Source organism: Sphingomonas sp. STIS6.2 (genome assembly GCF_000732685.2).
In the GTDB taxonomy this organism is placed as follows: Bacteria; Pseudomonadota; Alphaproteobacteria; order Sphingomonadales; family Sphingomonadaceae; genus Sphingomonas; species Sphingomonas aerolata.
This window is the reverse complement of the sequence record NZ_JPDP02000044.1, coordinates 25,495-51,615: the sequence shown is the minus strand read 5'-3', so window position 1 is coordinate 51,615 and position 26,121 is coordinate 25,495. Positions and strand designations below refer to the sequence as shown.

21 protein-coding genes and 2 pseudogenes are annotated in these 26,121 nt (G+C 60.6%); 12 read left to right on the top strand and 11 right to left on the bottom strand.

The window, feature by feature from the left end:
• Positions 1-146 precede the first annotated feature (146 nt).
• On the bottom strand, positions 147-1,436 hold the full coding sequence (locus sphst_RS09350; protein WP_031393187.1) for a sensor domain-containing diguanylate cyclase: 1,290 nt from the start codon (positions 1,434-1,436) through the stop codon (positions 147-149).
• Positions 1,437-1,447: 11 nt separating this feature from the next.
• Positions 1,448-1,780, bottom strand: a complete 333-nt coding sequence (locus sphst_RS09345; protein WP_234387541.1) for a phosphonate transporter — start codon at positions 1,778-1,780, stop codon at positions 1,448-1,450.
• 437 nt (positions 1,781-2,217) lie between these two features.
• Between sphst_RS09345 and sphst_RS09340 the strand changes: the two genes are divergently transcribed.
• The 6 genes from sphst_RS09340 to sphst_RS09310 all read left to right on the top strand — a co-directional run bounded on the left by sphst_RS09340 (position 2,218) and on the right by sphst_RS09310 (position 9,402).
• Positions 2,218-2,961, top strand: coding sequence for a Crp/Fnr family transcriptional regulator (locus sphst_RS09340; RefSeq protein WP_081877437.1), 744 nt, complete (start codon positions 2,218-2,220; stop codon positions 2,959-2,961).
• 808 nt (positions 2,962-3,769) lie between these two features.
• Entirely contained in the window at positions 3,770-4,309 is a 540-nt protein-coding gene (locus sphst_RS09330) for a heme NO-binding domain-containing protein (RefSeq protein ID WP_031393191.1), read from the top strand.
• The gene (locus sphst_RS09325) at positions 4,279-6,303 is read left to right on the top strand and encodes a putative bifunctional diguanylate cyclase/phosphodiesterase (RefSeq protein WP_081877434.1); all 2,025 of its coding nucleotides are present in this window, start codon (positions 4,279-4,281) and stop codon (positions 6,301-6,303) included. Before sphst_RS09330 ends, sphst_RS09325 begins: the two co-directional genes overlap by 31 nt.
• 198 nt (positions 6,304-6,501) lie before the next feature.
• On the top strand, positions 6,502-7,065 hold the full coding sequence (locus sphst_RS09320; protein WP_031393193.1) for a recombinase family protein: 564 nt from the start codon (positions 6,502-6,504) through the stop codon (positions 7,063-7,065).
• Positions 7,066-7,072: 7 nt separating this feature from the next.
• Positions 7,073-7,609, top strand: coding sequence for a hypothetical protein (locus sphst_RS09315; protein ID WP_234387539.1), 537 nt, complete (start codon positions 7,073-7,075; stop codon positions 7,607-7,609).
• Between the two features lie 62 nt (positions 7,610-7,671).
• Positions 7,672-9,402 carry a methyl-accepting chemotaxis protein gene (locus tag sphst_RS09310; RefSeq protein ID WP_234387538.1) on the top strand — a complete coding sequence of 577 codons (1,731 nt, stop codon included), beginning with the start codon at positions 7,672-7,674 and terminating at the stop codon, positions 9,400-9,402.
• Positions 9,403-9,525: 123 nt separating this feature from the next.
• Here sphst_RS09310 and sphst_RS21495 read toward each other — a convergent pair.
• The 3 genes and pseudogenes from sphst_RS21495 to sphst_RS09290 form a co-directional block, all read right to left on the bottom strand.
• A pseudogene (locus tag sphst_RS21495) lies at positions 9,526-9,738 on the bottom strand (transposase); the annotation flags it as partial.
• Positions 9,739-10,191: 453 nt separating this feature from the next.
• A complete protein-coding gene (rpsU, locus tag sphst_RS09295) occupies positions 10,192-10,392 on the bottom strand; it encodes a 30S ribosomal protein S21 (RefSeq protein WP_031393196.1) in 201 nt (66 codons plus the stop codon).
• A 517-nt stretch (positions 10,393-10,909) separates the two neighbouring features.
• Positions 10,910-11,554, bottom strand: a complete 645-nt coding sequence (locus tag sphst_RS09290) for an ATP-grasp fold amidoligase family protein (protein WP_159043561.1) — start codon at positions 11,552-11,554, stop codon at positions 10,910-10,912.
• Between sphst_RS09290 and sphst_RS20890 the strand changes: the two genes are divergently transcribed.
• Entirely contained in the window at positions 11,509-11,763 is a 255-nt protein-coding gene (locus sphst_RS20890) for a hypothetical protein (protein WP_031393198.1), read from the top strand. The two genes, sphst_RS09290 and sphst_RS20890, sit on opposite strands and share 46 nt — an antisense overlap.
• Before the next feature lie 807 nt (positions 11,764-12,570).
• Here sphst_RS20890 and sphst_RS09285 read toward each other — a convergent pair.
• Positions 12,571-12,911, bottom strand: a pseudogene (locus sphst_RS09285) (integrase core domain-containing protein); the annotation flags it as partial.
• Between the two features lie 249 nt (positions 12,912-13,160).
• Between sphst_RS09285 and sphst_RS09280 the strand changes: the two are divergent.
• Positions 13,161-14,774: a DUF5597 domain-containing protein gene (locus sphst_RS09280; protein WP_031393199.1), complete on the top strand. Its 1,614-nt coding sequence runs from the start codon at positions 13,161-13,163 to the stop codon at positions 14,772-14,774.
• 104 nt (positions 14,775-14,878) lie between these two features.
• Here sphst_RS09280 and sphst_RS09275 read toward each other — a convergent pair whose 3' ends face one another.
• From sphst_RS09275 to sphst_RS09255, 5 genes are all read right to left on the bottom strand, one after another.
• Complete coding sequence (locus sphst_RS09275; RefSeq protein WP_031393200.1) at positions 14,879-16,501, bottom strand: alpha-L-fucosidase; 1,623 nt, start codon at positions 16,499-16,501, stop codon at positions 14,879-14,881.
• 146 nt (positions 16,502-16,647) lie between these two features.
• Positions 16,648-17,292 (bottom strand): GDSL-type esterase/lipase family protein, encoded by a 645-nt coding sequence (locus tag sphst_RS09270; protein ID WP_234387537.1) that lies wholly within the window; start codon positions 17,290-17,292, stop codon positions 16,648-16,650.
• A gap of 1 nt (position 17,293) precedes the next feature.
• Positions 17,294-18,073, bottom strand: coding sequence for a GDSL-type esterase/lipase family protein (locus tag sphst_RS09265; protein WP_031393201.1), 780 nt, complete (start codon positions 18,071-18,073; stop codon positions 17,294-17,296).
• The gene (locus sphst_RS09260; protein ID WP_031393202.1) at positions 18,070-19,029 is read right to left on the bottom strand and encodes an alpha/beta hydrolase; all 960 of its coding nucleotides are present in this window, start codon (positions 19,027-19,029) and stop codon (positions 18,070-18,072) included. Before sphst_RS09260 ends, sphst_RS09265 begins: the two co-directional genes overlap by 4 nt.
• Positions 19,026-19,820, bottom strand: coding sequence for an IclR family transcriptional regulator (locus tag sphst_RS09255; protein ID WP_051916241.1), 795 nt, complete (start codon positions 19,818-19,820; stop codon positions 19,026-19,028). The genes sphst_RS09260 and sphst_RS09255 overlap by 4 nt, the downstream gene beginning before the upstream one ends.
• Before the next feature lie 210 nt (positions 19,821-20,030).
• Here sphst_RS09255 and sphst_RS09250 point away from each other — a divergent pair, with 210 nt between their 5' ends.
• The 4 genes from sphst_RS09250 (at position 20,031) to sphst_RS21190 (ending at position 26,115) form a co-directional block, all read left to right on the top strand.
• Entirely contained in the window at positions 20,031-22,823 is a 2,793-nt protein-coding gene (locus sphst_RS09250) for a TonB-dependent receptor (protein WP_043156344.1), read from the top strand.
• A gap of 81 nt (positions 22,824-22,904) precedes the next feature.
• A complete protein-coding gene (locus tag sphst_RS09245) occupies positions 22,905-23,633 on the top strand; it encodes a FadR/GntR family transcriptional regulator (RefSeq protein WP_031393205.1) in 729 nt (242 codons plus the stop codon).
• 382 nt (positions 23,634-24,015) lie between these two features.
• Positions 24,016-25,038, top strand: a complete 1,023-nt coding sequence (locus sphst_RS21195; RefSeq protein ID WP_234387536.1) for a WD40/YVTN/BNR-like repeat-containing protein — start codon at positions 24,016-24,018, stop codon at positions 25,036-25,038.
• Positions 25,039-25,113: 75 nt separating this feature from the next.
• The gene (locus tag sphst_RS21190) at positions 25,114-26,115 is read left to right on the top strand and encodes a hypothetical protein (RefSeq protein ID WP_234387535.1); all 1,002 of its coding nucleotides are present in this window, start codon (positions 25,114-25,116) and stop codon (positions 26,113-26,115) included.
• Positions 26,116-26,121: the final 6 nt, after the last annotated feature.

Below are 26,121 nucleotides of genomic sequence, written 5' to 3'. Positions count from 1 at the left end.
CCAGCCTTCGTCGCCGATGAGCATGTCTTCAGGCCATTCACCCGATAGCATCGAGGACAAGGATCCATCCCGCAAGCGCTGTACTTCTACGGTCGTGACGGCGCACGCAATCCGGTACACGGCGGACCGCCCAATCCCTGATCTCGTCACGCAGCCTTGGTCTCAGCTGCGAAGACCCGGTTCCGTCCGGCACGCTTTGCAGAATAAAGACGTTTGTCAGCCAACGCGATGAGCGCTTCGATTGATCCTTCGGTCTCGTCGAGGGTCGCACAGGCCAAGCTGGCCGTTACCCGCAGCGTGCCCGATGGAACTTCGATGACAACATCGGCAATCGCTTCGCGAAGTCGCTCGGCAAGCTCCATGGCTTGATCACGATCATAGCGCGGAAGCAGAACCCCAAATTCCTCGCCCCCCAAGCGCGCAAAAATACCGCGTGGTGGCAGGAGTGCGCTGCACGCCTCGGTCACCCGGCATAGAAGCGTATCGCCGACCGGATGGCCGTGCGTATCGTTCACCGTCTTGAAGTGATCGAGATCGAGCACGATGAGGGATAGCGACTGGCGGAGTTCGCGCCAGCTTTCCTGCTCACGCGTCATGGCTTGGCTGAAATGGCGTCGGTTTGCTGCGCCGGTCAGATGGTCACATGTCAGGAGACGCCGCACATCCTCCGTGGGGGCTTCGCGACGCGGTACATCGCGTAAGATTACGGAAAACCGAGGTAGGACGGCATTGTCGCGGGCCGAGCGCGCAACGACGAGACGCTGGCACCAATAGCGCTCGCCATCGGCGCGCTGCTGCCATCCTTCTTGAAGATGCCATCCCTCGCGAACGGCGATCGCAAGCTGCTCATCCAGCCGCAGATCGCCGCCAGGCAAATCGGTGCTGAGGACGTCGGCAAGGTTGTGCCCTGTCACGTCGGTTGGCTCGTACCCCGTCTGCCGGGCAAAGCCGGTGTCGGCCGCTGCGATTTGCCCGTCTGGCGTGATCGTCAGAGCGGCATAGCCATTGACCCCGTCGAGTAGCGTGGCGAACCAGGTGTCGGCCTGGCGCAGGCGGTTTTCCTGAACAACCTGGTGGCTAATATCGGTGAGCGTTGCCATGAATCGATCCGCGGCGAGCTTGACGAGCGTACAGGCGAGGACCTTTGGCGCGGCACCGCTCTTTCCCGGCCCGAGGTCGACGAAGATGCGGTGGCCGTCACAGATACGTCCCGTAGGCAGCGCAAAGGCTTCCGCCATGCTTCGCAGTTCGGGAGCGTGATGTTCGAACGCCGAGAACAGGTTGCTGACACCACGCGCGCGCGCTAGCGGCAGCAGATGCTGCATGGCGTGCGGGTTCATCAGGCCGATCTCGCCGGCTGCGTCGCATTCGATCAGGCCGACCGGACAGGCATATAGAAATTCGAGGAGTTCCTCCTCACCCGACGGTTCAGCCATCCCACCAGCCTTTAGCGTTCGATGAGCACGTAGCGGCGCGGCGTCTGTGCCGTCGCGAGCAGCCGCAACCGCACTTTGGTCGGCCGCATGCGAAGCGTCAGGACGTACGGAAATATGTCGTCGAGTTCCGGTTCGTCTTCGAACCGCTGCGCCACCATGAAGTTGTTCATGCACTGTGCGACCGCGTCGAAGAACGGAACGCCGACCACCGTAGCCGGATCCAAACCTGACATACGAGCCTCGGTTGCATTGTAGACCTGGACGATTGTGTCTGCGGCGAAGCCGACAACGCCGAACGGCAGAGTATCGCGTTCCACAGGGTTCATCGCTTCAAGGTCGTGCAATCCGACCGTCTCAAATTCTACGTTGGTTAGTGACACAATCAGTAGCTCCTCAGCGAGGGGGCATGCCTTAAGATATTTAATTTTCTACGAAAATTTTAGGGCATCGGGCTTGGCGGCGTCTCACAAGATTTGGGAAGAAAGCTGCCGTTGTACCTGTCGATAATAAAGCTATCGTCATGAGATGATTGACAAGCATGAGGACGATGGCCCGCCGCGATGGAGCGACCCACCCAGCCCAGGTTACAAAACACTCGGATGGGGCTGCCTAGCCGTCCTGCTCTTGCCGTTTCTTGTCATCATCCACGTTTTTGTGACCTTCTGCGAAAACAACTGCTCGTGACGATTACAACCATGCTTTGGCTTCACATGTTTATGCGATCGGTTTTTTCATCGTACGGTACAAATCGTCGGACCTACATCGCCGTCTGGGGGAGGAAATGAGTTCTTACAAGTTTTTGACGGGACGTGGCCGAGAGCGCTTAACTCTCAAAGAGCAGACTTTGCTTGAGGGCAGCAGTAGCCGTGTTCAGATGGTTGAGCCCCGGAAAACGCTGATTAGGCGGGGGGAGCCCGTTTGGTCGAGCATGCTGGTGGTCGAAGGTTTTGTCTGCCGCTCCGCAGACGATCACCGAGGGCGGCGGCAGATAATCAGCCTGTATATACCAGGCGATTTTGTTGACCTTGATGGACTCAAACTCAAGCGCCTTGATAACAACGTAGTAGCGATTGGAGCAGCCAAGGCTGCTGCCTACAGTCATGATACGTTAGCAAACTTGAGCAAGCGTTGTCCGCGTTTAGCTGAGTCGTTTTGGCTTAGCAGCTTGCTGGATGCAGCAATTCAGCGTGCGTGGATCTTTCGTCTTGGTCGCCTTGAAGCCGAGGCACGCGCTGCACATCTCTTTTGCGAACTTCATGCGCGACTAGAGATGGTTGGCCTAGCTCAGGATGTTTCGTTTGCGCTTCCACTGACACAATCGGATTTAGGTGCGGCCTTGAGTCTCACCGTCGTTCACACAAACCGCGTACTGCGTTCTCTGCGTGAACGAGGCCTTCTGACGTTCCGGAACCGGCAAGTGGAAATTCACGATAGGAAAGCCCTGGCCAAGCTAGGCGATTTTGACCCTGCTTATTTATATGCGTCGGACTGGAATACGCCAAGCGGGCGACCGCTGGATGGCTGAATGAGCGGCTGCTTTCGGACAGTTCTATTTCGTGGCCGGACCTCGGAGTTTAGACGAAAGCGGAATGGCCGGAAAGTCGCCGTCCTGACACACAAGCTAGAGGATGCCGACTGCACCATCGGCCCAGATCGCCAACGCAGCTAATATGACTCCATAAACGAGGGCCGTCCGTAAGCCCGACTGGTCAACGAACCGAACAATTAGCTCAATCGCACAGCCGACAACGGCGAAAATGGCGGCAGCCGCAATGAAATCGGCGCCAGTCCAACGCACCTCGTCAGTGAACAACATCGCGATAGCCGGAAGAAGGAGTAAGGCTCCAAGGAGAGCCCACAGCGCCGGACGCCAGCGTCCGAAATTAGCTGCTCGAGAATGGGTCGATACAGTCACAGACACCCTCCATCTACGCTAACTTCACATGCGCCCTGATATCTACAAGTAAGGTATGGTGAGAAGTTGCCACATTGAGCGAATATGCAGCTTTTTACCAGCAGACATTTTACGGCCGGCGTCTCGACTGCCCCCCCTGTCGTGGCACCGATCCAACCAGCGGTGATGGATTGCTCCGAACTTCGCCTGATCAAAAGCGCCATCTAGCCCATGTCGCGAAAGTGCTAAATCTTGGACTTCGCGAATGCCAAATACTATGCCGTAATGACGTGTTATAACGTAATATATACCTTATAAGAAAGTTTGCGTTAGAATGGGAAACCGATCGTTTCCTGTCGGCAGTTTTGCTGAAACCACGTATTAACGAATTATATCCAAGCAGGTCTGCGAAGCGGAGGAGCTTGGCGGGGAGCGAGCGGTGAAAGGCGTAATATTTAATCTGCTGGAGCAAGCGGTTACCGACGCTCACGGTGACGATGCCTGGATAGATTTGCTGGAGGCAGCAGGGGTCGATGGCGCCTACACTTCACTTGGCAGCTACCCCGACAGCGAGATCGTTGCGCTGGTAGGCATGGCCGCACTCCAACTTGACCTGCAAGCAGCCAATGTGCTGCGATGGTTCGGCCGTGCGGCAATGCCAATGCTGGCGGAACGCTATCAACCGTTCTTCGCTGGCCATGCCTCGGCACGCACTTTCATTCTGAGCGTAAACGACATCATTCATCCTGAGGTGCGAAAGCTCTATTCAGGTGCTGGTTGCCCACACTTCCATTTCAGCGATGATAGCGATGGCCGCCTTATCATTGGTTATCAGTCACCGCGGCAAATGTGCTATCTGGCACACGGTTTTGTTGAAGGCGCGGCAGATCGTTTTGATGAAAAGGTCGAGGTCGAGCACATGGCCTGCATGCTGGAAGGGAGTTCGGTATGCCGCCTGGCGGTTCGCTGGCTTCATTGAAGAATTTTACGCCACCTGTGTCCGATGATCGCGACCATAGACTCGCGCGCGCAGAACGTCGTGTCGTGCGCGAGCGCGCCGCCCGAATGGAAGCAGAGGCAATCGCCGAGCAAGGCCTGAGGCGGCTTTATGAAAGCCAGCAGCGTCTGCTTCTGCTTCAGCGGATTACCGATGGCGCGAACCGGACGACTGAGATCGAGGCGGCGCTGCGCATCGCCGTGACTGAAATTTGCCGAGACATGGACTGGGCATTCGGTAACGCATTGCTTGTCGGAGATCAGAGCAGCACCGTTGCCGGATGCGATGTCTGGTATGCCGCTGACCCCGATGCGCTGTTTCCTTTTGTCGAGGCCTCTCGTCATGCCCGTTTCGAGGCCGGGATTGGGTTGCCGGGGCGGGTGCTGGCCGATGTTCGGCCGCATTGGATCGACAACGTTACGAGAGACACCAACTTTCCCCGGCTGAACATGGCTGCGCAATGCGGGCTTGCTGCAGCCTGCGCCTTTCCGGTGATGGTGGGTGACGAAGTGGCGGGCGTGCTCGAGTTTTTCGCCAGACGGCTGATCGTGCCTGATGACGATCTGCTCGGTATCATGGGCCAGATCGGCACGCAGCTTGGTCGCGTGATCGAGCGTGATCGGGCCCGACGTGCCTTGATTCACGACGCTCACCACGACGCAATGACACGGCTACCGAACCGAACCCTTTTCATGAAGCGGGCCGAGAGCGCGTTCGTCAGGATGACGGTGGATCAACAGGTCAACATGGCAGTGATCGTTGTCGATCTCGACGGCTTCAAGGCGGTAAACGACACGCTAGGCCATCAGGCTGGCGATGCGCTTCTCATCGAGGTCGCGAGCCGCATGCAGGCTTGTATCGCTGCTGCCGAGGAAGAGGCCAGAGGAAGCGGAGCATGCTGGCGGGCAACACTCGCGCGGGTCGGAGGTGATGAATTCAATGTGCTGGTTGACAACTTCGATGACGCTGCTGCCGTCACCCGTCTAGCCGACACGATCCACCGTTGCTTCGCAGCTCCCAGTGTCCTTGCCGGCAAGCAAATCCGCTGCCAGGCATCGATCGGTATCGCCTTTGGCAATCAGTCATACGGTGACGTCGAACAGATGCTCCGTGATGCAGACCTGGCGATGTATCAGGCCAAGTCGCGCGGTCGCGGACAGTCCGTGACTTTTACCGAACAACTCGGGACGGAAGTGCGTCGGCGCACCCAGATTGAGCATGAGCTACGCCGGGCAATCGCCGAGCGCCAGTTCGTGCTTCACTACCAGCCGATCGTATCACTAAACGATCCCAATAGTATCTGCGGTTTTGAGGCGCTCATCCGCTGGAACCATCCCATGCGCGGTCTGCTGTTACCGGCCGAATTCATCGACATCGCAGAGCAGAGCGGGCTCATTCTTTTCATTGGCGACTGGGTTCTAGGGGAGGCATGTGCGCAAGCCTCTGCCTGGCACTGGCGCACCGGTGGCGAGCGGCTGCCGTTCATCAGTATCAACATATCGCCGCAGCAGTTCCTCCAGCCAGAGTTTGTCGATCGCGTTCACGCGGTGCTGATGGAGAGTGGGATAACACCCGCAACCGTGCGGCTTGAGGTTACCGAGGGCGTTGCGATCATGGATGCGGCACAAACGTCGGTAATTCTTGAAAAGATCAGAGCCTGGGGCGTCAAGACGAGTCTTGATGATTTTGGAACCGGGTTTTCCTCGCTCAGCTATCTCCAGTCGTTACCGTTCGACGCACTGAAGATCGATCGATCGTTTGTCGCGGCAATGAATGGCAGCAACAAGAGCCGCGGCATCGTTCAGGCCATCCTGGATCTAGCAAGGACCATGGGCATGACCGTGATCGCCGAAGGGATTGAGACTGCTGCGCAGGAAGAACTGCTACGGCTCATGGGCTGCGACATGGGGCAGGGGTTCCGCTATGGTCGGGCAGAGACCAATACGCATGCGTTGGCGAAGATCATGGTATGCTGACAATCAGGCATTCTGATCATCTAGTAGGCTGGCTACATGCCACATTCGTCTCCTGTGCCGGTAGGTTTCAAGCGCTCACACAATGATGTCGCGAAAGTTCTAAGTTTTGCGACAGCTGCCCGGCCGACGCGTTTCCGCGCTTGGTGGCGTCGCACAAGTCGGTTGCTTAAGTCTGCGGTTCCGATGCATATCCGCGACATGCTGACCGGCTATGCACGCGTATCGACCGATGAGCAGGATCTGCGGCTGCAGCGAGGCCTACTGACCGAGGTCGGCTGTCGTCGCATTTTCGAGGAGAAGGGCTCCGGCGCCAGCCGTGATCGGCCCGAACTGGTGCGGCTACTCGACCAGATCCGAGCGGACGACATCGTGGTGGTGACCCGGCTCGACCGGCTGGCGCGCTCGACCAGAGACCTGCTCGACATCGCCGAGACGCTGAACGACGTCGGCGCCGGTCTACGCTCGCTGGGCGAGCCATGGGCAGACACGACCTCACCGGCGGGGCGGATGGTGCTGACCGTGTTCGCCGGCATCGCCGAGTTCGAGCGCGCTCTGATCCACCAGCGCACTAGTAGCGGCCGCGTGGCGGCCAAGGCGCGGGGCGTGCGGTTCGGGCGGCCGCCCAAGCTGACCCCTGACCAGATCGCGCTGGGCCTGCGACTGGTCGGCGAGGGTACCTCAGTGCGCGAGACGGCCAAATTGCTCGATTGCCACCATGCCACGCTCTACCGGGCGTTGACCGCGGCGTCACTCAGGCCATGACGGCGATGTGTTCACGTTTCATCATGCCGGGATCACGCCACTGATGCCGATCCGAGCTGAGCATGTCTTCCTTTACCCGATCGACTGGCCGCAGCTGTCCCATCATGTCCGCTTCGTACGCGCCGGCGGGCGCTGCGAGCATTGCGGACGCCCGCACGGGGAACGCGTCTTCCACCTCGGCGACGGCCGCTGGTGGGATCAGGAACGGCTGTACTGGCGTAATGGCAAGGGCCGGCGGGTGCGACGGCCGACCGGCGACATCTTGACTGACGGCGCCTGGACGCCGGTGGCGCTGGCCTGCGCCCATCTCAACCACGATCCCAGCGACAGCGCGCTCCACCAGCTCGCCGCGCTCTGCCAGCGCTGTCACATGATCTACGACGGCCCCGAGCATCGGCGCCGACGCTGGATGAACGCGTATTACCGTCGCGCGCTTGGTGACCTCTTCCACGGCCCCTATCCCGAGCGCGGCGCCAACTGGATCGGCCCCACCCCGCTCAGCATGCTCGATGATCGCCGGTCGCTCTACGCGTATAGCCCTTAGGGGTAACCTGCTCCGGACGGGATCATGCCTTGGCCAGCGCATAGTCCTGGACCAGAACCTTATTGCGGGTCTCGATTAACTGCCCGGTAACCTCACACTGCAATGTGCCCAATATGGGACGAAGCGATCACATATCGAACATCTGGTCGCGCGATAGCGGTTCTATCACCACACGGGTACTGCATCAGCTTAAAGCCTACCTCAGGGACTCCACGACAATCGGGGTCAATCCTGATGCCGTTCGTGAAAAGGCATTTGGTCAGCAACTGGTTGCCGTAACAAGAGGCATGCGTCCGCTCATTCCATTGGCCCTGATCCTTGTGGGCATTGCCCTCGCAGTTTTCTGGCAAACCGCTGATCGGTCATTGTTGGTAAGTGGTGTTGCTATCATCGTAATTGGAGCGATCGTCGCACGCCTGAAACTGATGACGGTAGGGCGCGACCTTAACGCCTTCGCCCGATCCCATCTCCTCGTGGCCGTCAGCTTGGGAACTGGGTGGGGTATACTAAGCCTGAGCATCACATCGATCGGCGACCCGCACATCGTAATGATGATCCTCTGGATTCAGATGGGTCTGATTGCGTCAGGCCTGGTCATGTATCTTTACCTGCCGGTCGCATTCCTCGGTTTCAGTATACCGATCGCGGTGCCCATGGCGCTGATTTCAGCTCGTTATGGCATTGGCGGCTTTGCAAGTGCGTTACCGCTGACCGCGTTATACCTTGTGGTGCTGGGCAGGGCGGCGGTCGATCAATGCCGCATGTTCGTTGAAGCATCGGTGACAACCGAACGACTGATCAACAGCGAAGCTGCCACCCAAGCAGCCCATAGCTTAGCCGCTGCGGCCCATGCCGAAACAGCCAATGCCCATGCCGAAGCGGCAAATCTGCGCCTCGAAAGCCTCAAGGCCGCAGCAAAGGCAGCGAGTGAGGGCGAAGCCCAGCGCCGCATTGGCATGATTACGCTGGCCGAGCATTTTGAAACAAACGTTCTATCGGTAGCGCGACAGGTCTCATCAGCAGTGTCGGATCTGGATCAGTCGGCGCGTCGCCTGGCAGTAATCGCCGGGGAAAGCGCCGGGGCGGTAAGCGAGGTCGCCTATCGGGCCGAAGCCGCCTCAATCTCGGTGTCGACGCTGGCAACCGCAGCCAGCCAGCTTGGCACCACGATCACCAACATAGCATCACAGGTCGATAATCACGCCACCTTGAGCTCGGACGCCCATACCTTGGCGGAAGCAAGTTCCGGCGCCATCGCCGGTATGTGCGACCGGGCAACTCAGATCGGGGACATGACATCCGTCATCACCGACGTAGCCAAGAAGACTAGCCTGCTGGCGCTCAACGCCACGATTGAGGCAGCCAGGGCAGGCGAGGCAGGGCGTGGATTTGCCGTAGTTGCCGCCGAAGTGAAATCCCTCTCCGTCCATACCGAAACAACCGCTGGTGAGGTTTCCTCCCACGTCAAGAACATCTTCGCTCAGGTTGAGGTAGCAACCGATGCGGTACGCAAGACGGTATCGAGTATCGACGGGGTCGCAGCGATCGCTTCGTCGATTGCCGGCAGTATTGTCGAGCAGCGCAATGCGACGATCGAGATAGGTCAGGCTGCCGAGGTCGTGGCGGGCCACGTCAGTGACGTCCGGGATCAGGTGACATCGTTCGCTGAAAGCGCCGATGCGACCGGCGCCCTGACTGAGGAAGTCAGCGCAACGAGCCGCCGAGTATCCAGTCAGACAGATACGTTGCAGCGGGTTACCGCAGCGTTCTTGGAGGAACTGCGCTGCGCCTGACCGAGGCCATCGGCGAACGCATGGCGTTGAGTGTCAAAACCGTCCGAGACTGTTGAAAAGTCCTGCGGAGTAACAGCGCAGCGGATGGCTGGTGGCGGCGGGCACCGCAAGATGCGCTCGTACCGGCGCCGCCTGCCGGGCGAGCAGCTGGAGGTTATAGGCCGCAGCCGCCATGGTGAACTCCGCGGTAGCTCCCGACAGGCCACGCAACTTGAGTGTTCGTAGCCCCAGATTGCGCTTCAGGTGACCAAACACGCGCTCGATCCGCTGTCTTCCACGCCGCGCGTAGGTGGGCAATGGCTGCACTGTTACGAACCGCCGCCTCCGCCTGCTCACCTTGCTTGGTCGCGACGAAACAGTTGCGACACTTGGTTGCCTTCAGCCAGCGGGCTTTGCGCTCCTGCTGGCTGGCAAAGCCGGAAAGATAGTGAATCTGCTCATGCCCGCAGGCGTGCGTGATGATTTGTCCCATAACATGATGATGCTCAACAGCCGTTTCGAGGCAACCGGGATGAGTCAGGTTCAATCACGAATGCGTTGAGCCGTTGGCGTGACTACTTTCCAACTTCAATCACTTAGTTGGGGGCTACTCCATCGGCATTCACGAGAGCGGGGCCGACAAGCGTGCCGACCAGACGAACCCGCTTCTCTACGAGGTCGAATGGCGCTGCAATTCCAATTCGTAGCGACCCCCAAGGTGCCGCCGCAGGTAAAAGGCGCCACCGTCGCGGATCAATGTACCAATCTCATCTACCCGCATACCGATCACCGGCACGATCGCGTTGTCGTTCAATTATCGCGTTCGGCGCGCTTGCGATCCGCCTTCCGCGCACGACTGACGGCCGCGGCATGTTCGCGCGCCCGTTTCTCGGACGGCTTCTCATAATGCCGGCGCAGCTTCATCTCACGGTACACCCCTTCACGCTGCAGCTTCTTTTTCAGGGCGCGCAAGGCTTGGTCGACGTTATTGTCGCGGACGATGATCTGCATGATGGCTGGCTCGTTATGGCTATAGGTTAGTCAAATACAATACGCCTTATGCCCAGGAACGAGCCATGCCAAGGATAGCTTAGGCGGCATAGTCTGGCGATCCGCGTCACCGACGACGAGTCGAGCTCATCGTCGGCACATAGGGTTACCTTCGTCCGGTCGCCCTGCCTTTGAAACTGATATTGCGCCGTTGCATTCCAAAGAATGCCATATCCCGATTGGCGCGCGGAGCGCGACTGTGAAAATGTCGGCGCGATCGAGCAGATCGGTGTCGGCGAGGCCTGTAATAGACCGAGCGAACGGTTGATCCTGCATACCGGCGTGTCGGTCGTGGACGGGCAAATGTCCTGCGCCCGCATCTGGAGGCGGCGCTGGCTGGCACGGATGCAGCCTGGGGTATCACGAGCTCTACCCCGTCATCTTCGGCGAGGAGCTGGCGACCCCCGCCTATGCCAGTGTAAAGCGGATCGCGGCGGTGGGGGCCTGCGTGGTGCGTCCCGCTTGATGCTGACGCCCGTCAGCCCTCGCGCCTGAACGCCCGCATCAGCGTGCGGCTGTATTCGCGATGGGTCGGAGTTTCCCGGTGGCACCCGGCAGATGATGGCGCGATGCCAAGCGAAGCTGCGGGTGTGAACGTCAGTTCCCCGAAATAGATGCCGTCCGCCCCGTCATAGAGGTCAACGCGGACGAAATCGAACGGGGCCGCCAGTGCTCGAGCCGCCGCGGTTATCTCAGCAAGGCGACCAGCATCTGGAAGCCAGTAATCTTCCGGGGTCGTGAACCCGTCGTCTGCGTCCATGGGCTCGAACCCTGGCACTTGGAACAGGCGGCTCCATGCCGTACCGAACCGGGCGTGATCGACCTGGCACAGCAACGGTTCGCCGTGGATGCAATGAAACTTGTAATCGTCGGGCGGGGCGGAGTTATGGGCGGGCACCAGCGTTTCGACGATGATCTGCCGCGGCAGGTTCCAATACTGCATCTCGCGCATCACGAGCGCATAATCGATTGATGCCAGCTGGTGCATCGCCGCAAGATCTGCCGGCGAGGTGACGTTCCGCAGAAAGACGGGCGATCCACTGGCATGGGTCGGCTTGGCGATCGCAGGGGGTTCCAATGAACGGCCGCAGCAACTCGTGGAGGCGGTCGACGGATCGCACACCCGCCATCGGGATGACCGCCAGCGTTTCGGGCACGCGCAAAGCCGGGCATGATCGCGTCGCCATCGCCTTGGCAGTGCCCTTGTCAACGAACGTACGCTGGAGCGTCGACCAATTGGGGTTGATCATGCGGGCGAAGATCAGGTCGTTGATCGTTGCGGCGGCATCATTCGGGGGAAGCGGCCATCGCCCGAACTTCCGTTCAAAATGACCGCCTGCGATCAGATGGTTGAACCCGCGCTCCATTGGCGCGGGACGGGCGAACCCGTTTCGGTCGTCCCCTGACAAGTCCGTCATTCGATACTCTTGCCCATTGATCCCGATCGCGGATCAGTCCGCCTGCGGCCGCAATATGGCATCCAATTGGGTGAGGCGACCCGGAATGCATGCGACATGAGGGTAATGTAAGCCATTGCCTGGAGCTTGGCGGGGCGCACACGGAAAGTGAGACCGCCCCGAACTGCGTGCCATCATTAAATACCGGACTGCTGGTCAGCGATCCGTTATGTGGCATTCGATGCCGGCTCGCTGCTTTTTAACCCTCATGATTGCCTGTGTCGCATTGATCGGATGTGGCGACCGTACGCCTGACCGTGAACGTGTGCTGCGACAATTGGCACAATCCCCGGATGCCCAGCTTGCAGAGGGAAGCCGAGAACCTCAGGAAAAACTGATGCGAGCGCCGTCCGATAAGGAAGCACGGTATTTTCTAATCAAATCGCGAGCGCGATTGTTACATGGCACGCGTATAGCCGTCATCCGCAAGGAGCTTGCCGGGAAAGTAGGTTACGGTCGCATTGAGGTCGATTGTGCAGAGCGCTCGATGCGGGTGCTGGCCTTGTCAGATCGACGTTCTTTTGTAGAAGCAGGGCTATCAAGACCTGTCGAACTAAGCTCCATCGCCGATCGGCCGTTGAGGCGGGAATTAGCGGCTGCCGTTTGCGCAAAAGACGGAGCGTAATAGGCGGGCAGATTGATCTGTCAGCGCTGGCTGATCGCCGACCGCTACGAAACCCTGCTAGGTGTTTGGTCCCGGCATCTGGTGGATCAGATCAACAATGAATCTGTCCGGCTCTGACGTCCAGATCTTGCAATGTATTTGTAAGGCGTGAGGCCATTGAGCGTCTTGAGGCGACGGGCAAAATAATAGGCCGCCATGAGGTTGGCGAGGTGCACAGGCAACTGCTCGTGGCTATCGTAATGGAAGCGTTTGGCGGTCGCCTCCTTGATCGTGCAGTTCATCCGCTCGACTTGTCCGTTGGTCCAGAGATGGTAGGGATGGATCGGCCCCTTAACTGAGCTCGGGAGAGCCTTGGTGAGCCGGTGCTCTATGTCGTTCGCTTCGCAGATCATGTCGAAACGCATCTGCCGCGACCAAGCGGTGTTACAGTTGCGCGACTGTGCGACTAGACATGCTGGACACCTTATTTGGCCTTTGACGCGAACGAGCGCGACGGCATTCTATCTAGTGAGCAATGTGCTTGAAATGCTACGGCGCGGTTGGAAGTTCCATATTTTCACTTATGATATCCATGTTCACCAGCGCACCCATGGTTGGTTGTACAGATAATGTCGGGACCATAGGGGCTCCGTCTGGAGAGGAATTTCATGCGTATCGCACTTGCAACCCTAGCCCTGCTCGCGTCCGGCGCGGCGTGCGCGCAGTCGACGCCAATTCCAAAGATCGAGGCGCGCGACGGGCGTCACGCGCTGATTGTTGACGGCGCACCATTCTTAATGCTGGCCGCGCAGGCCAACAATTCGAGCAACTATGTCTCGCAGCTGCCAGCAGTCTGGCCCATGCTCGACCGGATGCACGCCAACACGCTCGAAATGCCGGTCGCCTGGCAGCAGATCGAGCCGGTCGAGGGGAAGTTCGACTTTTCCTTCGTGCAGGCGCTGCTTGACCAGGCACGCGCGCACGACAAGCGCGTCGTCCTGCTCTGGTTCGGAACGTGGAAGAACACGTCCTTGGCGTACACGCCCGATTGGGTAAAACTCGACAATATACGTTTCCCGCGAATGAAGACGCGCGACGGCAAGGATCACGGCGTCCTCTCGGCGATGTTCCCCACGACGATGGAGGCGGACAAAAAGGCGTTCGTTGCGCTGATGACTTATCTTAAGTCGCAAGATCCGCAGAACACGGTGATCATGGTCCAGCCGGAAAACGAGACGGGGAGCTACAGTAATCCGCGTGATTACAGTGCGAAGGCGAATGCGTTGTTCGCACAGGCGGTCCCGGCGCAGCTTATAAAGGCGCTCGGCAAGGCGCCTGGGACGTGGAGCGCGGTGTTCGGCGTGCAGGCAGACCGCGCGTTTAACACTTGGCACGTCGCGCGCTTCGTTAATGTGATCGCCGCGGCGGGAAAGGCGGTAAAGCCGCTGCCGATGTATGTGAACGCGTCGCTCGCAGGCCCCTCGAACGTGCCCGATCCCAACGGCGTCGCGAGCGGCGGCCCGCAGCAGGACGTGCTCGACATCTGGAAGGCGGCGGCACCGTCGATCGATGCCGCGGCGCCCGACATCTACGATCGCAAACACGACAATGTAATTGCGTATCTGAGCGCCTATGCGCGGCCCGACAACGCGCTGTTGGTGCCTGAGATCGGCAACGCGAAGGATTTTGCGCGGTTCTTCTGGCCGGCGCTGGGGCGCGGCGCGATCGGCTATGCGCCGTTCGGGATGGACGACACGGGATATTCCAACTATCCTCTCGGCGCGAAAACGCTCGATGACGAGACGCTAGGTGCGATCGGCAGGAAATATGCGCTGTTCGCGCCGATCGCACGAGAATGGGCGGGCGTTGCGCTCACACATCCGACCTGGGGCGTTGCCAAGGGTGAAGACGGCGCAGCGCAGTCGACCGTGATGGGCGATTGGTCGATTACGGCGAGCTTTGGGCAGTGGCAGTTCGGACAGAAAGAATGGACCTGGATCAAGTCCGACAAGCCCTGCTGGGCCGATCAGCCCGTCGGAGGCGCGGTCGTCGCACAGCTATCGCCGACCGAGTTCTTGGTCGCGGGGGATTATGTCCGCCTGAACTTCAGCGCGAAGACCGGAGGGCCCGCCAAGGGCATGATGCTGCGGGTCGAGGAGGGGACGTTGACCGATGAGCGTTGGACTACCACCCGTGTGTGGAACGGGGATCAAACGGATTACGGACTCAACATCGTCAATCGACCGACGCTGCTTAAAGTTACGATGGGGGTGTACAAATAGACGTCCGCTTCCATTACTTCTTTTGCAAAGGCTCGCGCGTAGTTGGAACCGGGTCTCGGCCTAGGCCGGGACCATTTGGTCCACGCGCCGGCTTGCTGAGGGGGTCACACCAACCCACGCCCCTCGATTCGGACTGCTGGGACAAAGCCCGTGTACGCCGGTAGGTCCAGATGCAGTCCGGCGGCGTCGCGGCGATGCTTCAATGTGCCACCGCCGAGCAGTGATACCCGCTCGATCTCCCCCGCTGTGCGTCCCGTTCCAAGCGACGCAATCGTCGCAGGGCCGCGCGGGGGGGCGAGGAATAGTGCGTAGAGTGCACTCCTGTTAGTCGTGAAGCGTATGTCCCGCGGCGTGAACGGCTTGGCGGTCGCCTCGTTCTGCATGCCAACTGCAAGCTTGGTGGGACCTTCGCCGTAAATGCGCCAAGGTCGCGAGCCAAAGATCGCTTCGCCGTTGGTTGCGACCCAGGCTGCCATGCCGTCGAGGATCTTCTCCTCTTCCGAGTCTATCGAGCCGTCGCCAGGCTGCGGTACAGAGAGGAGCAGATTGCCGTTTTTGGATACGACGTCGGCGAGGCGCTGTATCACCTCCTCGGCGGTCTTGTAGCTGCGATCGTTGAGGCGTGCGACGTTGTAGAACCAGTCGCCGAGGCACGTGTCTGTCTGCCACGGCTCGTCCCACAGATGATCGGTGAAGCCCTTTTCGACGTCCTGGACGATGCCGAAGCGTTCGTTCGGCTTCAGCTGCTTGCCGGTCAGCACGACGTCGATCTTGCCGTGCCATTGGATCGAGCGGTTGTAATAATCCGCTGCTGCCTCAAGCCCGACGGGGCCGAACGGCAGCCCATAATCGTCGAAATAGACAAGGTCTGGCTTGTATTTCTCGACCAAATCAGTCTGGCGAAGCAGCCAGCGCGTGACATAGGCAGGGTCGTCCTTGGGACCGGTTTCGACCCACCGGCCGTTATTCTTGTCGTGCCAGGCGTTCATCGCCTCGATCGTGTCGATGCCGTCGGGGAGCACGGCATGACCGCCGGTGTAGAGCTCCTGCGGGTCGAGTCCTTCCCACCATTGGCCTTTGCCGTCCGCCTTGGCTTGCGTGAAAGCATCGTAGCGGACACCCTTCTTGGCACCGATCGGGTCGTAGCCATAGGCGGGCTGGTACCAGTGCCAGGCGTGCGCCGCGTGGTTCGACACGCCGAATTTAAGGCCGGCGGCACGCGCAATCTTTTCCCATTCGCCGACGATGTCGCGCTTCGGCCCAACCCGTAGCGAGTTCCACGCGTGGTAGCGACTGTCGTAGCAATCAAGATTATCGTGATGCGTCGCGAGCGCGACGAAATATTTAGCGCCGGCCCTCACGTAGCGGTCCATCAGCGCCTGCGGGTCCCAGCGCTCGGCCTTCCAGGCGTGCTGCAGATCCTTCATCCCGGCAACCGACGGATGGCCGTAGGCCTTGAGGTGATGCTCGTACATCGGATGGCCCTGCATATACATGAAGCGGCCGTACCAATCCCCCTGCTCGGGCACCGCCTGCGGGCCCCAATGCGACCACAGCCCGAGCTTCGCGTCGCGGAACCAGTCGGGGTAGCGGTAATTGTCGACGAGCGAGGGCCAGTTTGCCTGCACCGGACCGCTCGCGCGGCCCATCGGGCTGGCTGCGCGGGCGGCGGTGGCAAGGCTCAGGGCGGCGGTGCCGGCGAGAAAGCCGCGGCGATTATAGGTCATTTGTCGGATCCCAACGTCTTTGCGATCGCGGCGAGCGCGAGGGTTTTCATGATGGCGTAGCCGGCGAGGGTAGGGTGGACGCCGTCGGTCGAAAGGCCGGGCTTCATGCCGCCCTCGGCCGTGGTTAGCGCGGCATGATAGTCGACTTAGCTATGCCCGTGCACCTTGGCATAGCCGCGCAACCAGGTGTTAAGCGCGGCGATCTGCGAGACGGGCCGCTTCGCGGGGCTCCAGGGGAAGGCGGCGGCGGGCGGAACCGACGCGAGGATGACCTTGATGCCGTACGCGCGCGCCAGTTCGGCCATGCCGGTGATATTGCCCTCGACGGTTGCCATCGTCACAGCACCGGTGTTGCCAGCAATGTCGTTTGTGCCTGCCATAATGTGAACCGCGGTCGGATGAAGTAGGATTACGTCGTTGCGGAAACGGATCAGCATCTGCGGCGAGGTCTGGCCGCTGATCCCGCGGTCGACCAGGCCGTTGGTAAACGGCGACGCATCGGCGCCGATCCAGTTGTCGGTGATCGAGTCACCCATGAACACGACACGCACGGGGGTCTTAAGCGCAGCGTTCTGCGCGGCGTCGCGGCACAGCTGCCCGTGATCGCGCGTTAGCATATGCAGATTGTACATCTGATAGTCGGCGGCGGGTTTGGGGTGCGTCGGGCACGGATCTGCGACGATGCCGACGGGGTCGTCGGCATAGGGATCGCCGGGGACCTTGGTCTGCGCGGCACCGGGGGCCAAGCACGAGATGGCGGCGAGCAGCGCCGTGAGGGTTCGGATGCGCATATCAGTTCCTTGCAAGCGCAGCGGCGATCGCGCGCGAGGCGATGGGAGTCATGCGGGCATAGCCGCTAGGGAGCGGGTGAATGCCGTCGGTTGTGTACGAGCGGCCGAGCATGCCTCGGGCATCAACCAGGGCAGCGTAGTAATCGGCATAGGCATAACCGCGCTCAGCGCAGAAGACGCGCAGCCAGGTGTTGAGCGCAAGTAGTTCGTCAGGCTTGCGCTCCCCGACCACGTTGCGCGCGGCTTCGGTATAGTCGTTCACCGGGAGCAGCGATCCGAACACGACCTTAATGTCGTGCGCGTCGGCTAAGTCGGCCATTGCTTCCCAGTTGGTCTTGATCTGCTCGGGTGTTTCCTGTTGCAGGAAGCCCTGCACGTCGTTGACGCCGGCGAGGATCACGACCGCCCGCGGGTGCAGCGCGATTACGTCCTGATGGAAGCGCAGGATCATCTGCGCTGTGACCTGGCTGCCGATGCCGCGATTAATATAGGGCTGGCCGGGAAAGCTGGCCGACAGGTTCCAGCGGTCAGTGATCGAATCGCCGAGGAACACTACGCGACGCTGGCCGGGTTTGCGGTCGGGGAGAGCGGCATTGGCTTGCCGGTAGATGTAACGTTCACCAAAATCCTGCATCAGGCTTGGGACGAGCTTGGCGCGGAAGGGCCCAAGCCACTGGCCCCAGTCCCGCTCCACGACGACTCTGCGCTCGGGCGAGCTTTGATAACCTTGCGCCACGGCCGCGCTCGACAACAAGGCCAATACGAAGACGCCGAACTTCATCCGAGGAGGCCGTGGCGCGCAGCGAACGTCATGAACAGCGTGGGCCATGCCATCGCCGAGCGGTCGGCGGGCAGCCGACTGCCGAAGCCGTGCCCCCCGTCCTCGAAGATGTGCAGTGCGACCGGGCGTTTGGCGTCAGTCATCGCGCCGAACATCGCGATGCTGTTCGCCGGGGGCACGAGACCATCGTCGGCGGCATGAACGAGGAAGGTCGGCGGGGTGTTCGCGTCGACGCAGTGTTCGACCGAATACCGGCGGCGCGTTTCGAGCATAGCTTCGGCCCCCAACAGCTGATCGCGCGAGCCGGCATGCGTATAGGGTTCGTACAGGCTGATCACCGGGTATACCAGCGCAGCAAGATCGGGACGGGCGCTCTGTCCGTCTGCGGAGTCGACAGGTGCGTACACCGCCCGCGCATGGTGCGTAGCAAGCAAGCCTGCGAGGTGGCCACCTGCCGAAAAACCGAGCACTGCGAGACGATCGGCCCGCACGCCGAAATCCGCGGCGCGGCTGCGGATCAGGCGCATCGCACGCTGCGCGTCCTGCAGTGGCACGTCGGAACGGTCGTCCCACCCTTCACCGGGCAGGCGGTACATTAGTATGAACGCGGTGATCCCGCGCGCGTTTAGCCACGCCGCTTGCGAGGTGCCCTCGTTGTCGTACGACAGGAAAGCGTAGCCCCCGCCGGGGACGACGAGCACCGCAGACCCATTTGCGCGCGCAGGACGACGCACGATCAACACGGGTTGTGCGATGCCCGTGACCCAACGATCGGGATGCGCGGGATCTTGCGACTGGTCTTCGACCCGTCGCGCGGTGATCGTTCCTCGGCTGCCGGGTGGAGCCCCGGGCCACAGCGCAACTACCTCGTCCGTCGCGCTGATCTGCGCGGCGAGAGGGCGGGCGAACGCCAGCAGCGCTCCTCCGCCCAAGACGGTGCGGCGGGACGGGGTCATGCTGCGCTCTCCACGTGCTGGTTAGCACCGGCGCCGTCCCTTACCACAGGCGCAAGTTGTTCCGCGATCGCTGCCGCTGCCGTGCGCAGCACATTCTGCGAGGCTGTCAGCGTTAAGCGACTGGCGGGACCGTCAACGAACGGCACGGTCAGCGCCGCGCGTGCGAAGCCAGCAGTGAGGATTGGCACCGACAGATCGGTGATGCCGGTCAGTACAGGGCTTGCGGTTGCGCCACCACCATCCGCGATGAGCCTGTTGAGCTGCGCAACGAGCGCCGCTTCGTCAATCGCTACACCGGTCAGGCGAATCTCCTCTAGCATGGCTCGCCGTGCTTCCGACGGCTGGAAGGCGAGCAGAATGCGCCCCGAGGCCGAACTATATAACGGACGACGATAGCCCACGCGCACCGCAAAGCCCGATAAGCCGGGCGCCTCGACCCCGGTGATCACCACCATTTCGGCTCCCGACGCAACCGCCATATGGCAGCTTTGTCCGGTGTTGCGCGCGACGTCGTGCATCGTGGGGAGGGCCGTCGAAACGAGATCGCGAACCGGCGGCTGGCCCATGCTCACCGCAAAGAGCCGGTTGGTGAGGCGATAGCCGTCGTCGCCGCGCGTGATGTAGTGATGCTCTTCGAGCACTTGCAGCATCCGGAAAATCTCACTGACGGAGCGTCCAAGCGCGATCGATATGTCGGACATGTTGAGCGGGCCGGCTGCAGAGGCGAGCAACTCCAGGATCTCAAGACCCTTGGTCAGGGCAGGCGCCTGATAGCGCGATTTGTCGGCCATTCCTTCTCTCCAGCGTCCTTATCACGGCTTCTGGGAGGCCGCTGATCGGGTCGGAGGTGCCATCAAAGATTCACACATGAAAGCACTTTTTATATTTCATAATCGTTTTATCAGGTTTATAGGATTGTACAGCGCTCTGGCCATGAGAAGCCGGGGTCTGAAGAGGATTACACGATGATTGATTCGGCTGCTGCGCGTCGCGTTCGAGGAATGCATCTGGCAACCGGGACGTCCGTCGTTGCGCTCCTACTGGGCTGGGCTATGCCCGCCTCTGCGCAGACGGCAACACCTGTGCCGACGGCATCGGAGCAGAGCGGTACGGTTGCTCCTAGCGCGGAGGAGGGCGTCGTCGGCGCGCAGGCCGAAGTCACTACACCGGCGCCGGACCAGGCCGATATCGTCGTCACCGGCGTCCGTGCCAGCCTTCAGTCGGCCCAGAATATCAAGCGTAACTCTGCGCAGATCGTCGATTCGATCGTTGCCGAAGACATCGGCAAGCTGCCCGACCGCAACATCGCCGAGGCGCTGCAGCGCATTTCGGGCATCCAGATTCAGCGTAACTACGGCGAGGGCAGCTCGGTTGCGATCCGTGGCCTGACGCAAGTCCGCACCGAACTGAATGGCCGCGACATCTTCACCGCTAGCGCCAACAGCAGTTCGCTGAGCTTGGAGGACGTGCCCTCAGAACTGCTCGCCGGAATCGACGTCTACAAGAACCCGTCGGCGGACCTTATCGAGGACCAGCTGAGCGGTACGATCAATTTCCGTACCCGCAAGCCGTTCGACTTCAACGGCTTCAAGGTCTCAGCCGCGGCGACAAACACCTATTACGACCTCGCGCGCAAGAGCCAGCCGACCGCTTCGCTGCTCGTCAGTAATCGCTGGAACACCGGGATCGGCGAATTCGGCCTGCTCGTCAGCGCTTCGTACCAGAAGACCGTGTTCAGCCAGGACACGATCTCGACGGAGCCGTTCGAGACGCTCGATCCGAACGATCCTGATCCAATCATTCGCGCGGCATCCCTCGCGGCGTTAACGTCGCTTGGTCGCACTGGGCAGGTCACGACCATTCCGCACGGCACCGGCATCGGCCAGGTCAATGGCGCACGCCGGCGGTTCGGGATCGACGCGTCGCTGCAATGGCGGCCGACCGACACGCTGGAGATCACGGGCGAGCTGTTCCGCAACGACTACAAGTTCCGCTATGACGATTTCAGCTACTTCGCGGAGCCTGCGGAAGGCGCGTTGAACGTCGTCCCAATCCCGGGCGCCGCGTTCGCGTTTGGCCCGAATGGCGATTTTCAAAGCGGATCGTTCCGGGACATCCGCCTTGCGGCCAACACCAGCCTCGAAAAGCGTCACTCGACCACCACCGACTATTCGCTGAACGCGAAATGGCGCCCGAGCGCGAACCTGACGATCACCGCCGATGGCCAGTTCGTCGATTCTAAGACGAACGGCCTCCGCTCGATCGTGGGCCTCAACGGCGTTGGCAATGCTACGCTGGTCCAAGACATCAGCGGCGACATCCCCTCGTTCCAGATCACCGCGCCCGGCGGACTGGAGAACCCCGCGAATTACGCGTCCGCTTTCTATCTTGATAACCTGAGCAACTCGCGTGGTAAGGATAAGACCGGCCGCCTCGATGCCGAGTACAAGTTGGACGGCGGTGTCCTGCAGTCGATCAAGGTCGGTGCTCGCTATGCCGATCGCTCCAGCCGCTCGAGCGACACCGGCTATCGCTACACCGGCCTGAACGCCGTGCCTGCGCAGCTTGAATTCGGCAATTTCAGCAAGTTCTTCCGGGGGGACGCTGATCTATTCGGCAATGCGCTGCTGTTCTCACGCGGAATCACGCGTGACTATGGTACGACGCTTGGCACACTCGGTATCCCGACAACGCCGTCCTATCTGCCTAGCAGCACAAGCAAACAGTCGCAGAAGACCTACACTGGCTATGCCACTGCCTTCTTCAAAGCGGATACACTGCCCGTGCCGATTGACGGCAATATCGGTGTACGCGTGGTGCGGACCAAGCTGAACGTCGACGGCTTCTATCAGCAGACCGACCTAGTCACCCCGGTTGCCGGCGGTCCGCAGCTAACCGGGCCTACCACCTTCGTGCCGATCGTGAGCAGCGACAACTACACCTCGGTGTTGCCGAGCTTGAACCTGCGCGCACATCTCACTGAAAAGGTGCAGCTTCGTCTGGCGCTGTCTAAGAACATATCGCGCCCGACGCTGAGCCAGCTCAACCCGAGCCTGAACATCACCGAGCCGGGCATCGCACAGATCCGGCAGGAGCAGTACACCTCGGGTGGCAACCCTGATCTGAAGCCGATGACCTCAAAAAACCTCGATGCGTCAGCCGAATGGTATTTCTCGCGCACCGGATCGCTCACCGTCGCCGGGTTCTACAAAGATATCTCGGACTATATCCAGACCGGCATCTCGCAGCGTAACGTCACCTTTACCGACGGCCAGACCGCGCTATACAACGTCACCTCGTACAGCAACGTCAGCAACGCCAAGGTAAAGGGCGCTGAAGTTGCCTATCAGCAATTCTACGATTTCCTGCCGGGGCCGCTCGCGGGCCTGGGCGCGCAGGCGAACTTCACCTTCGTCGACTCATCGGCGCCTAGCCCAGCGACCGAGGGCCCCGTGCGTCAGCTGCCGCTACAAGGATTGTCGAAGTACAATTATAACCTGATCGGCATTTACGAGCATGGCATTATCTCGGCGCGCGTCGCCTACAACTGGCGCAGCAAGTATCTGAGGCTCACATCCGGCAACGGATCGGGCAATCTGCCGGTGTTTCAAAATGCGTCGGGTCAGTTCGACGCGTCGATCACGGCGAACGTGACGCCACATCTGTCGTTGACGCTTAACGGGGTCAATCTGTTGAATACGATCCAGCAGACCTATTATGGCCTTGAGTCCCGCCCCCGTGATTCGATTGCGAACGATCGTCAGATCAGCGGCGTGGCGCGAATCACCTTCTGATCGCGACTTTTTCACGTTGAGATGATGACGTAATCTAACAGGAGTGTTTGTAGTCACATCTGAATTGAGCGGTCGAACAGCATGACCGAAGCTAAGCCAAGCCAGATGCGCATGACACCGGGCCGAAATTTGACTGAGCGGCTATTCAATTTCGTGGGGCGTGAGATCGTTACCGGGCGTTACGATGGAAAGCGGTTTCCTACGGAAGCCATTTTGGCGTCTGAGCATCATGTAAGTCGGCCGGTCACACGTGAGGCGATCAAGATGCTGACTGCGAAGGGTTTGCTCTATGCGCGTCCGAAACAAGGAACTTTTATACAGCCCATCTCAGCATGGAACCTCTTCGACGCTGACGTGCTCAACTGGTTGCTCGAACGTCTATTCACGCTACCTCTGTTGCGCAGCTTTATTGAGTTTCGCCTTGCCGTTGAGCCGATGGCTGCACAGCTCGCTGCGCGTTCTGCGACGCCTAAAAATATTGCGGTGATTGCCGCTGGCTATGCACAGATGGAATCATCTCAGCAAGGCGATGATGACGCACTTGAGGCTACTATCGTGTTTCACATCGCCATTCTACAAGCATGCAACAATCCCTTTTTCAGTCAGTTCGAGAGTTTTGTCTCGACTGCATTGCGGACTTCAATCAGCTTTACTAACCGGTTCAACGACCGCGACGCAGGCCTTGCAGCGCACAGGGCGGTACTCGATGCTATTGCCGCGCATGACCCAATTTCCGCCAGTATTGCGTCTCGATCGATTATCGAGGATCTCATGATCCTGATCCGCAAGGTCGAGAACGAAGGCAGGTAGGTCAATCTTGACGCCACCGTCTTTGGTGTTTGGCCCCCCCCATCTGGTTGATCGAATAGACGATGATTTAATTAAGCTATGACGGCCAGACTCTGACAATGCAGGCGTACGGTTTTAAGGCCATTTAAGAGTTAGAGTCGACGGGTGATGTATTAGCGGCCGTCGATCTGGTAAGGTGCGCTTGCGACATGATTAATAAAGCTGTGACCGCAATGCCGGCTCACGAACAGGTCATCGCACGAAATTGCACTGCAACGATGCGGGAGTCCTCATGATCCGATCACTTCCTAGACGATGGCGCGCGATTGGTGCAACTGTGCTGATGCTCACGGTTCCTGCGTCGGCTCGCCCGCCTGAAATTGCCCCGTACCGCTGGACCAACGTGAAGGTTGGCGCAGGCGGCTATGCTCCCAACATCGTCTTCAGCCCGGCGGAGCCCGGTCTCGCCTATCTGCGCACGGATATGGGGGGCGCCTATCGCTGTGACGACAGGGAACAGCGCTGGCTGCCGCTGCAGGACGGCAACGCCGTCCCGAGCTACATGGGCATCGAAAGCATAGCGCCCGATCCGCGCAGCCCGGATATCGTCTACATGGCCGCCGGCATGAACGCGGGCCAACCGGCCGCGATCCTCCGGTCCGGGGATCGGGGGCGGTCATGGCGCGTCACGCCGGTGTCGTTCGCGATGGGCGGTAATGAGGACGGCCGCGGGCTCGGCGAGCGGCTAGCTGTCGATCCAAATCAGACGCGTCGCCTGTTCTTTGGTTCGCGTCATGACGGGTTGTGGCGCAGCGAAGATGCCGGTGCGACCTGGGGCAAGGTCGCAAGCTTCCCCGTCGCGGGGCTCGGACGCCCGGCGTCCCGAAAGACGCATGGCGGCGTCTCCTTCGTGGCGATCGACGAAACAAGCGGTAGTGAAAGCAGGCCGTCCCGTCGAATATGGGCGGGCGTAGCAGATCCGGGTGAAGTACATCTCTATCGATCGGACGACGGTGGACAGACGTGGGTTGCGGTCACAGGACCGCCGATGCTGGCGGCAAAGGGCGTTGTCGATGAGCGTGGCGTGTTGTGGGTCGGCTATGCGAGCGGGCTTGGACCAAGCGGAATCGCGACCGGCGCGGTGTGGCGCTACGAGGCCGACGGACGCGGACGCGACGTGACGCCGACGGCGTGGCGCGAAACCGGCGCGGAGGGAGCATTCCTTGGTGTTTCGGTCTCGCGGATGACGCCAGGCACCGTCGCGGTCACGACCGTCGACCGATATCGGCATGGGGATTCGCTCTGGATCACTCGCGACGATGGGCGCAACTGGGACGATGTCGGTCCTCGCAGCAGGCGCAACGTGTCCGAGACGCCGTTCCTGCTGCATGAAGGCAAAGGCGCGGATTTCGGACACTGGATCTAAGGTCTTGCAATCGATCCATTCGATCCGGCACACATCGCCTATACGACCGGTGCGACGGTCTATGCGACACACGGGGTGAGCAGTACGAGCGTCAACTGGACACCGTGGACCAAGGGCATCGAACAGACCGCAGTCATCACGCTCGCGTCGCCGACAGGCGGCGTGCCACTGATCTCGGGCTTCGGGGACTTGGCCGGCTTCGTCCATGATGATCTCGATCGTTCGCCACAGCCGACCTTCATCAATCCGTACATGTCGAATACCAACAATGTCGATTACGCCGGGTTCAACCCGAACGTGATCGTGCGTAGCGGCAGCCTGTATCTTGATCGCCCACGCGAGGCTTCGATGGGGCGCTCCGAGGATGGCGGCCGAACGTGGGCGATGGTTAAGTTGCCGCCGATGGGTGATCCGGCAAAACGCGAGGATCTGAATGGCGATTGGCCGATCACCGTCTCGGCGGACGGCGCGACGATGGTGGTGGCGACCCCCGTTCCGCAAGTCTCACGCGATCGCGGACACAGCTGGTCCGTGGTTCGCGGCCTGCCGGACAGGACCCGCGCGGTGGCCGACAAGCGTGATCCGCGTCTATTCTATGCCGTGGACGTCGACCGCGGCCGGGTACTCGTTTCGTGCGATGCGGCGGCTAGTTTCTCGCCCGTGGCGGCACGCGGACTGCCTGCCACTCTAAGCCGGGCCGGCCGACAGGGCCGCGAGGCGCAGAGTGCACTTGTCGCAGACCCCTCCCGGACGAGCATGCTTTGGCTGCAAACAGGCGAGCGGCTGTTCCTCAGTACCGATGCCGGGCAGAGCTTCGCACCCGCCAGCGGTAACCTCCGTGTCGAACTTTACGGGCTTGGCAAAAACAGCCTGTTCGCGGTCGGCACGGTCGCCGGCGTCCACGGCGTGTGGCGATCGGTAGACCGCGGGGGAAGCTGGTCGCGCATTGACGACGACGCGCATCGGTGGGGCGCACGATACCGTGTCATCTCAGGCGACCCCCGGCGTGAAGGCCGCGTCTACATCGGTACGGACGGTCGCGGCCTGTTCTACGGCGACCCCGTGGAGGTTCGATGAACCCGC

Coding starts and splice junctions, on each gene's coding strand:
- sphst_RS09280 (WP_031393199.1), top strand. CDS start 13,161: ATGCGTATCGCACTTGCAACCCTAGCCCTGCTCGCGTCCGGCGCGGCG.
- rpsU (WP_031393196.1), bottom strand. CDS start 10,392: ATGCAGATCATCGTCCGCGACAATAACGTCGACCAAGCCTTGCGCGCC.
- sphst_RS09270 (WP_234387537.1), bottom strand. CDS start 17,292: ATGCGCATCCGAACCCTCACGGCGCTGCTCGCCGCCATCTCGTGCTTG.
- sphst_RS09260 (WP_031393202.1), bottom strand. CDS start 19,029: ATGACCCCGTCCCGCCGCACCGTCTTGGGCGGAGGAGCGCTGCTGGCG.
- sphst_RS09320 (WP_031393193.1), top strand. CDS start 6,502: ATGCTGACCGGCTATGCACGCGTATCGACCGATGAGCAGGATCTGCGG.
- sphst_RS20890 (WP_031393198.1), top strand. CDS start 11,509: ATGAACGGCCGCAGCAACTCGTGGAGGCGGTCGACGGATCGCACACCC.
- sphst_RS09255 (WP_051916241.1), bottom strand. CDS start 19,820: ATGGCCGACAAATCGCGCTATCAGGCGCCTGCCCTGACCAAGGGTCTT.
- sphst_RS09350 (WP_031393187.1), bottom strand. CDS start 1,436: ATGGCTGAACCGTCGGGTGAGGAGGAACTCCTCGAATTTCTATATGCC.
- sphst_RS09325 (WP_081877434.1), top strand. CDS start 4,279: ATGCCGCCTGGCGGTTCGCTGGCTTCATTGAAGAATTTTACGCCACCT.
- sphst_RS09245 (WP_031393205.1), top strand. CDS start 22,905: ATGACCGAAGCTAAGCCAAGCCAGATGCGCATGACACCGGGCCGAAAT.
- sphst_RS09250 (WP_043156344.1), top strand. CDS start 20,031: ATGCATCTGGCAACCGGGACGTCCGTCGTTGCGCTCCTACTGGGCTGG.
- sphst_RS09340 (WP_081877437.1), top strand. CDS start 2,218: ATGAGTTCTTACAAGTTTTTGACGGGACGTGGCCGAGAGCGCTTAACT.
- sphst_RS09275 (WP_031393200.1), bottom strand. CDS start 16,501: ATGACCTATAATCGCCGCGGCTTTCTCGCCGGCACCGCCGCCCTGAGC.
- sphst_RS09265 (WP_031393201.1), bottom strand. CDS start 18,073: ATGAAGTTCGGCGTCTTCGTATTGGCCTTGTTGTCGAGCGCGGCCGTG.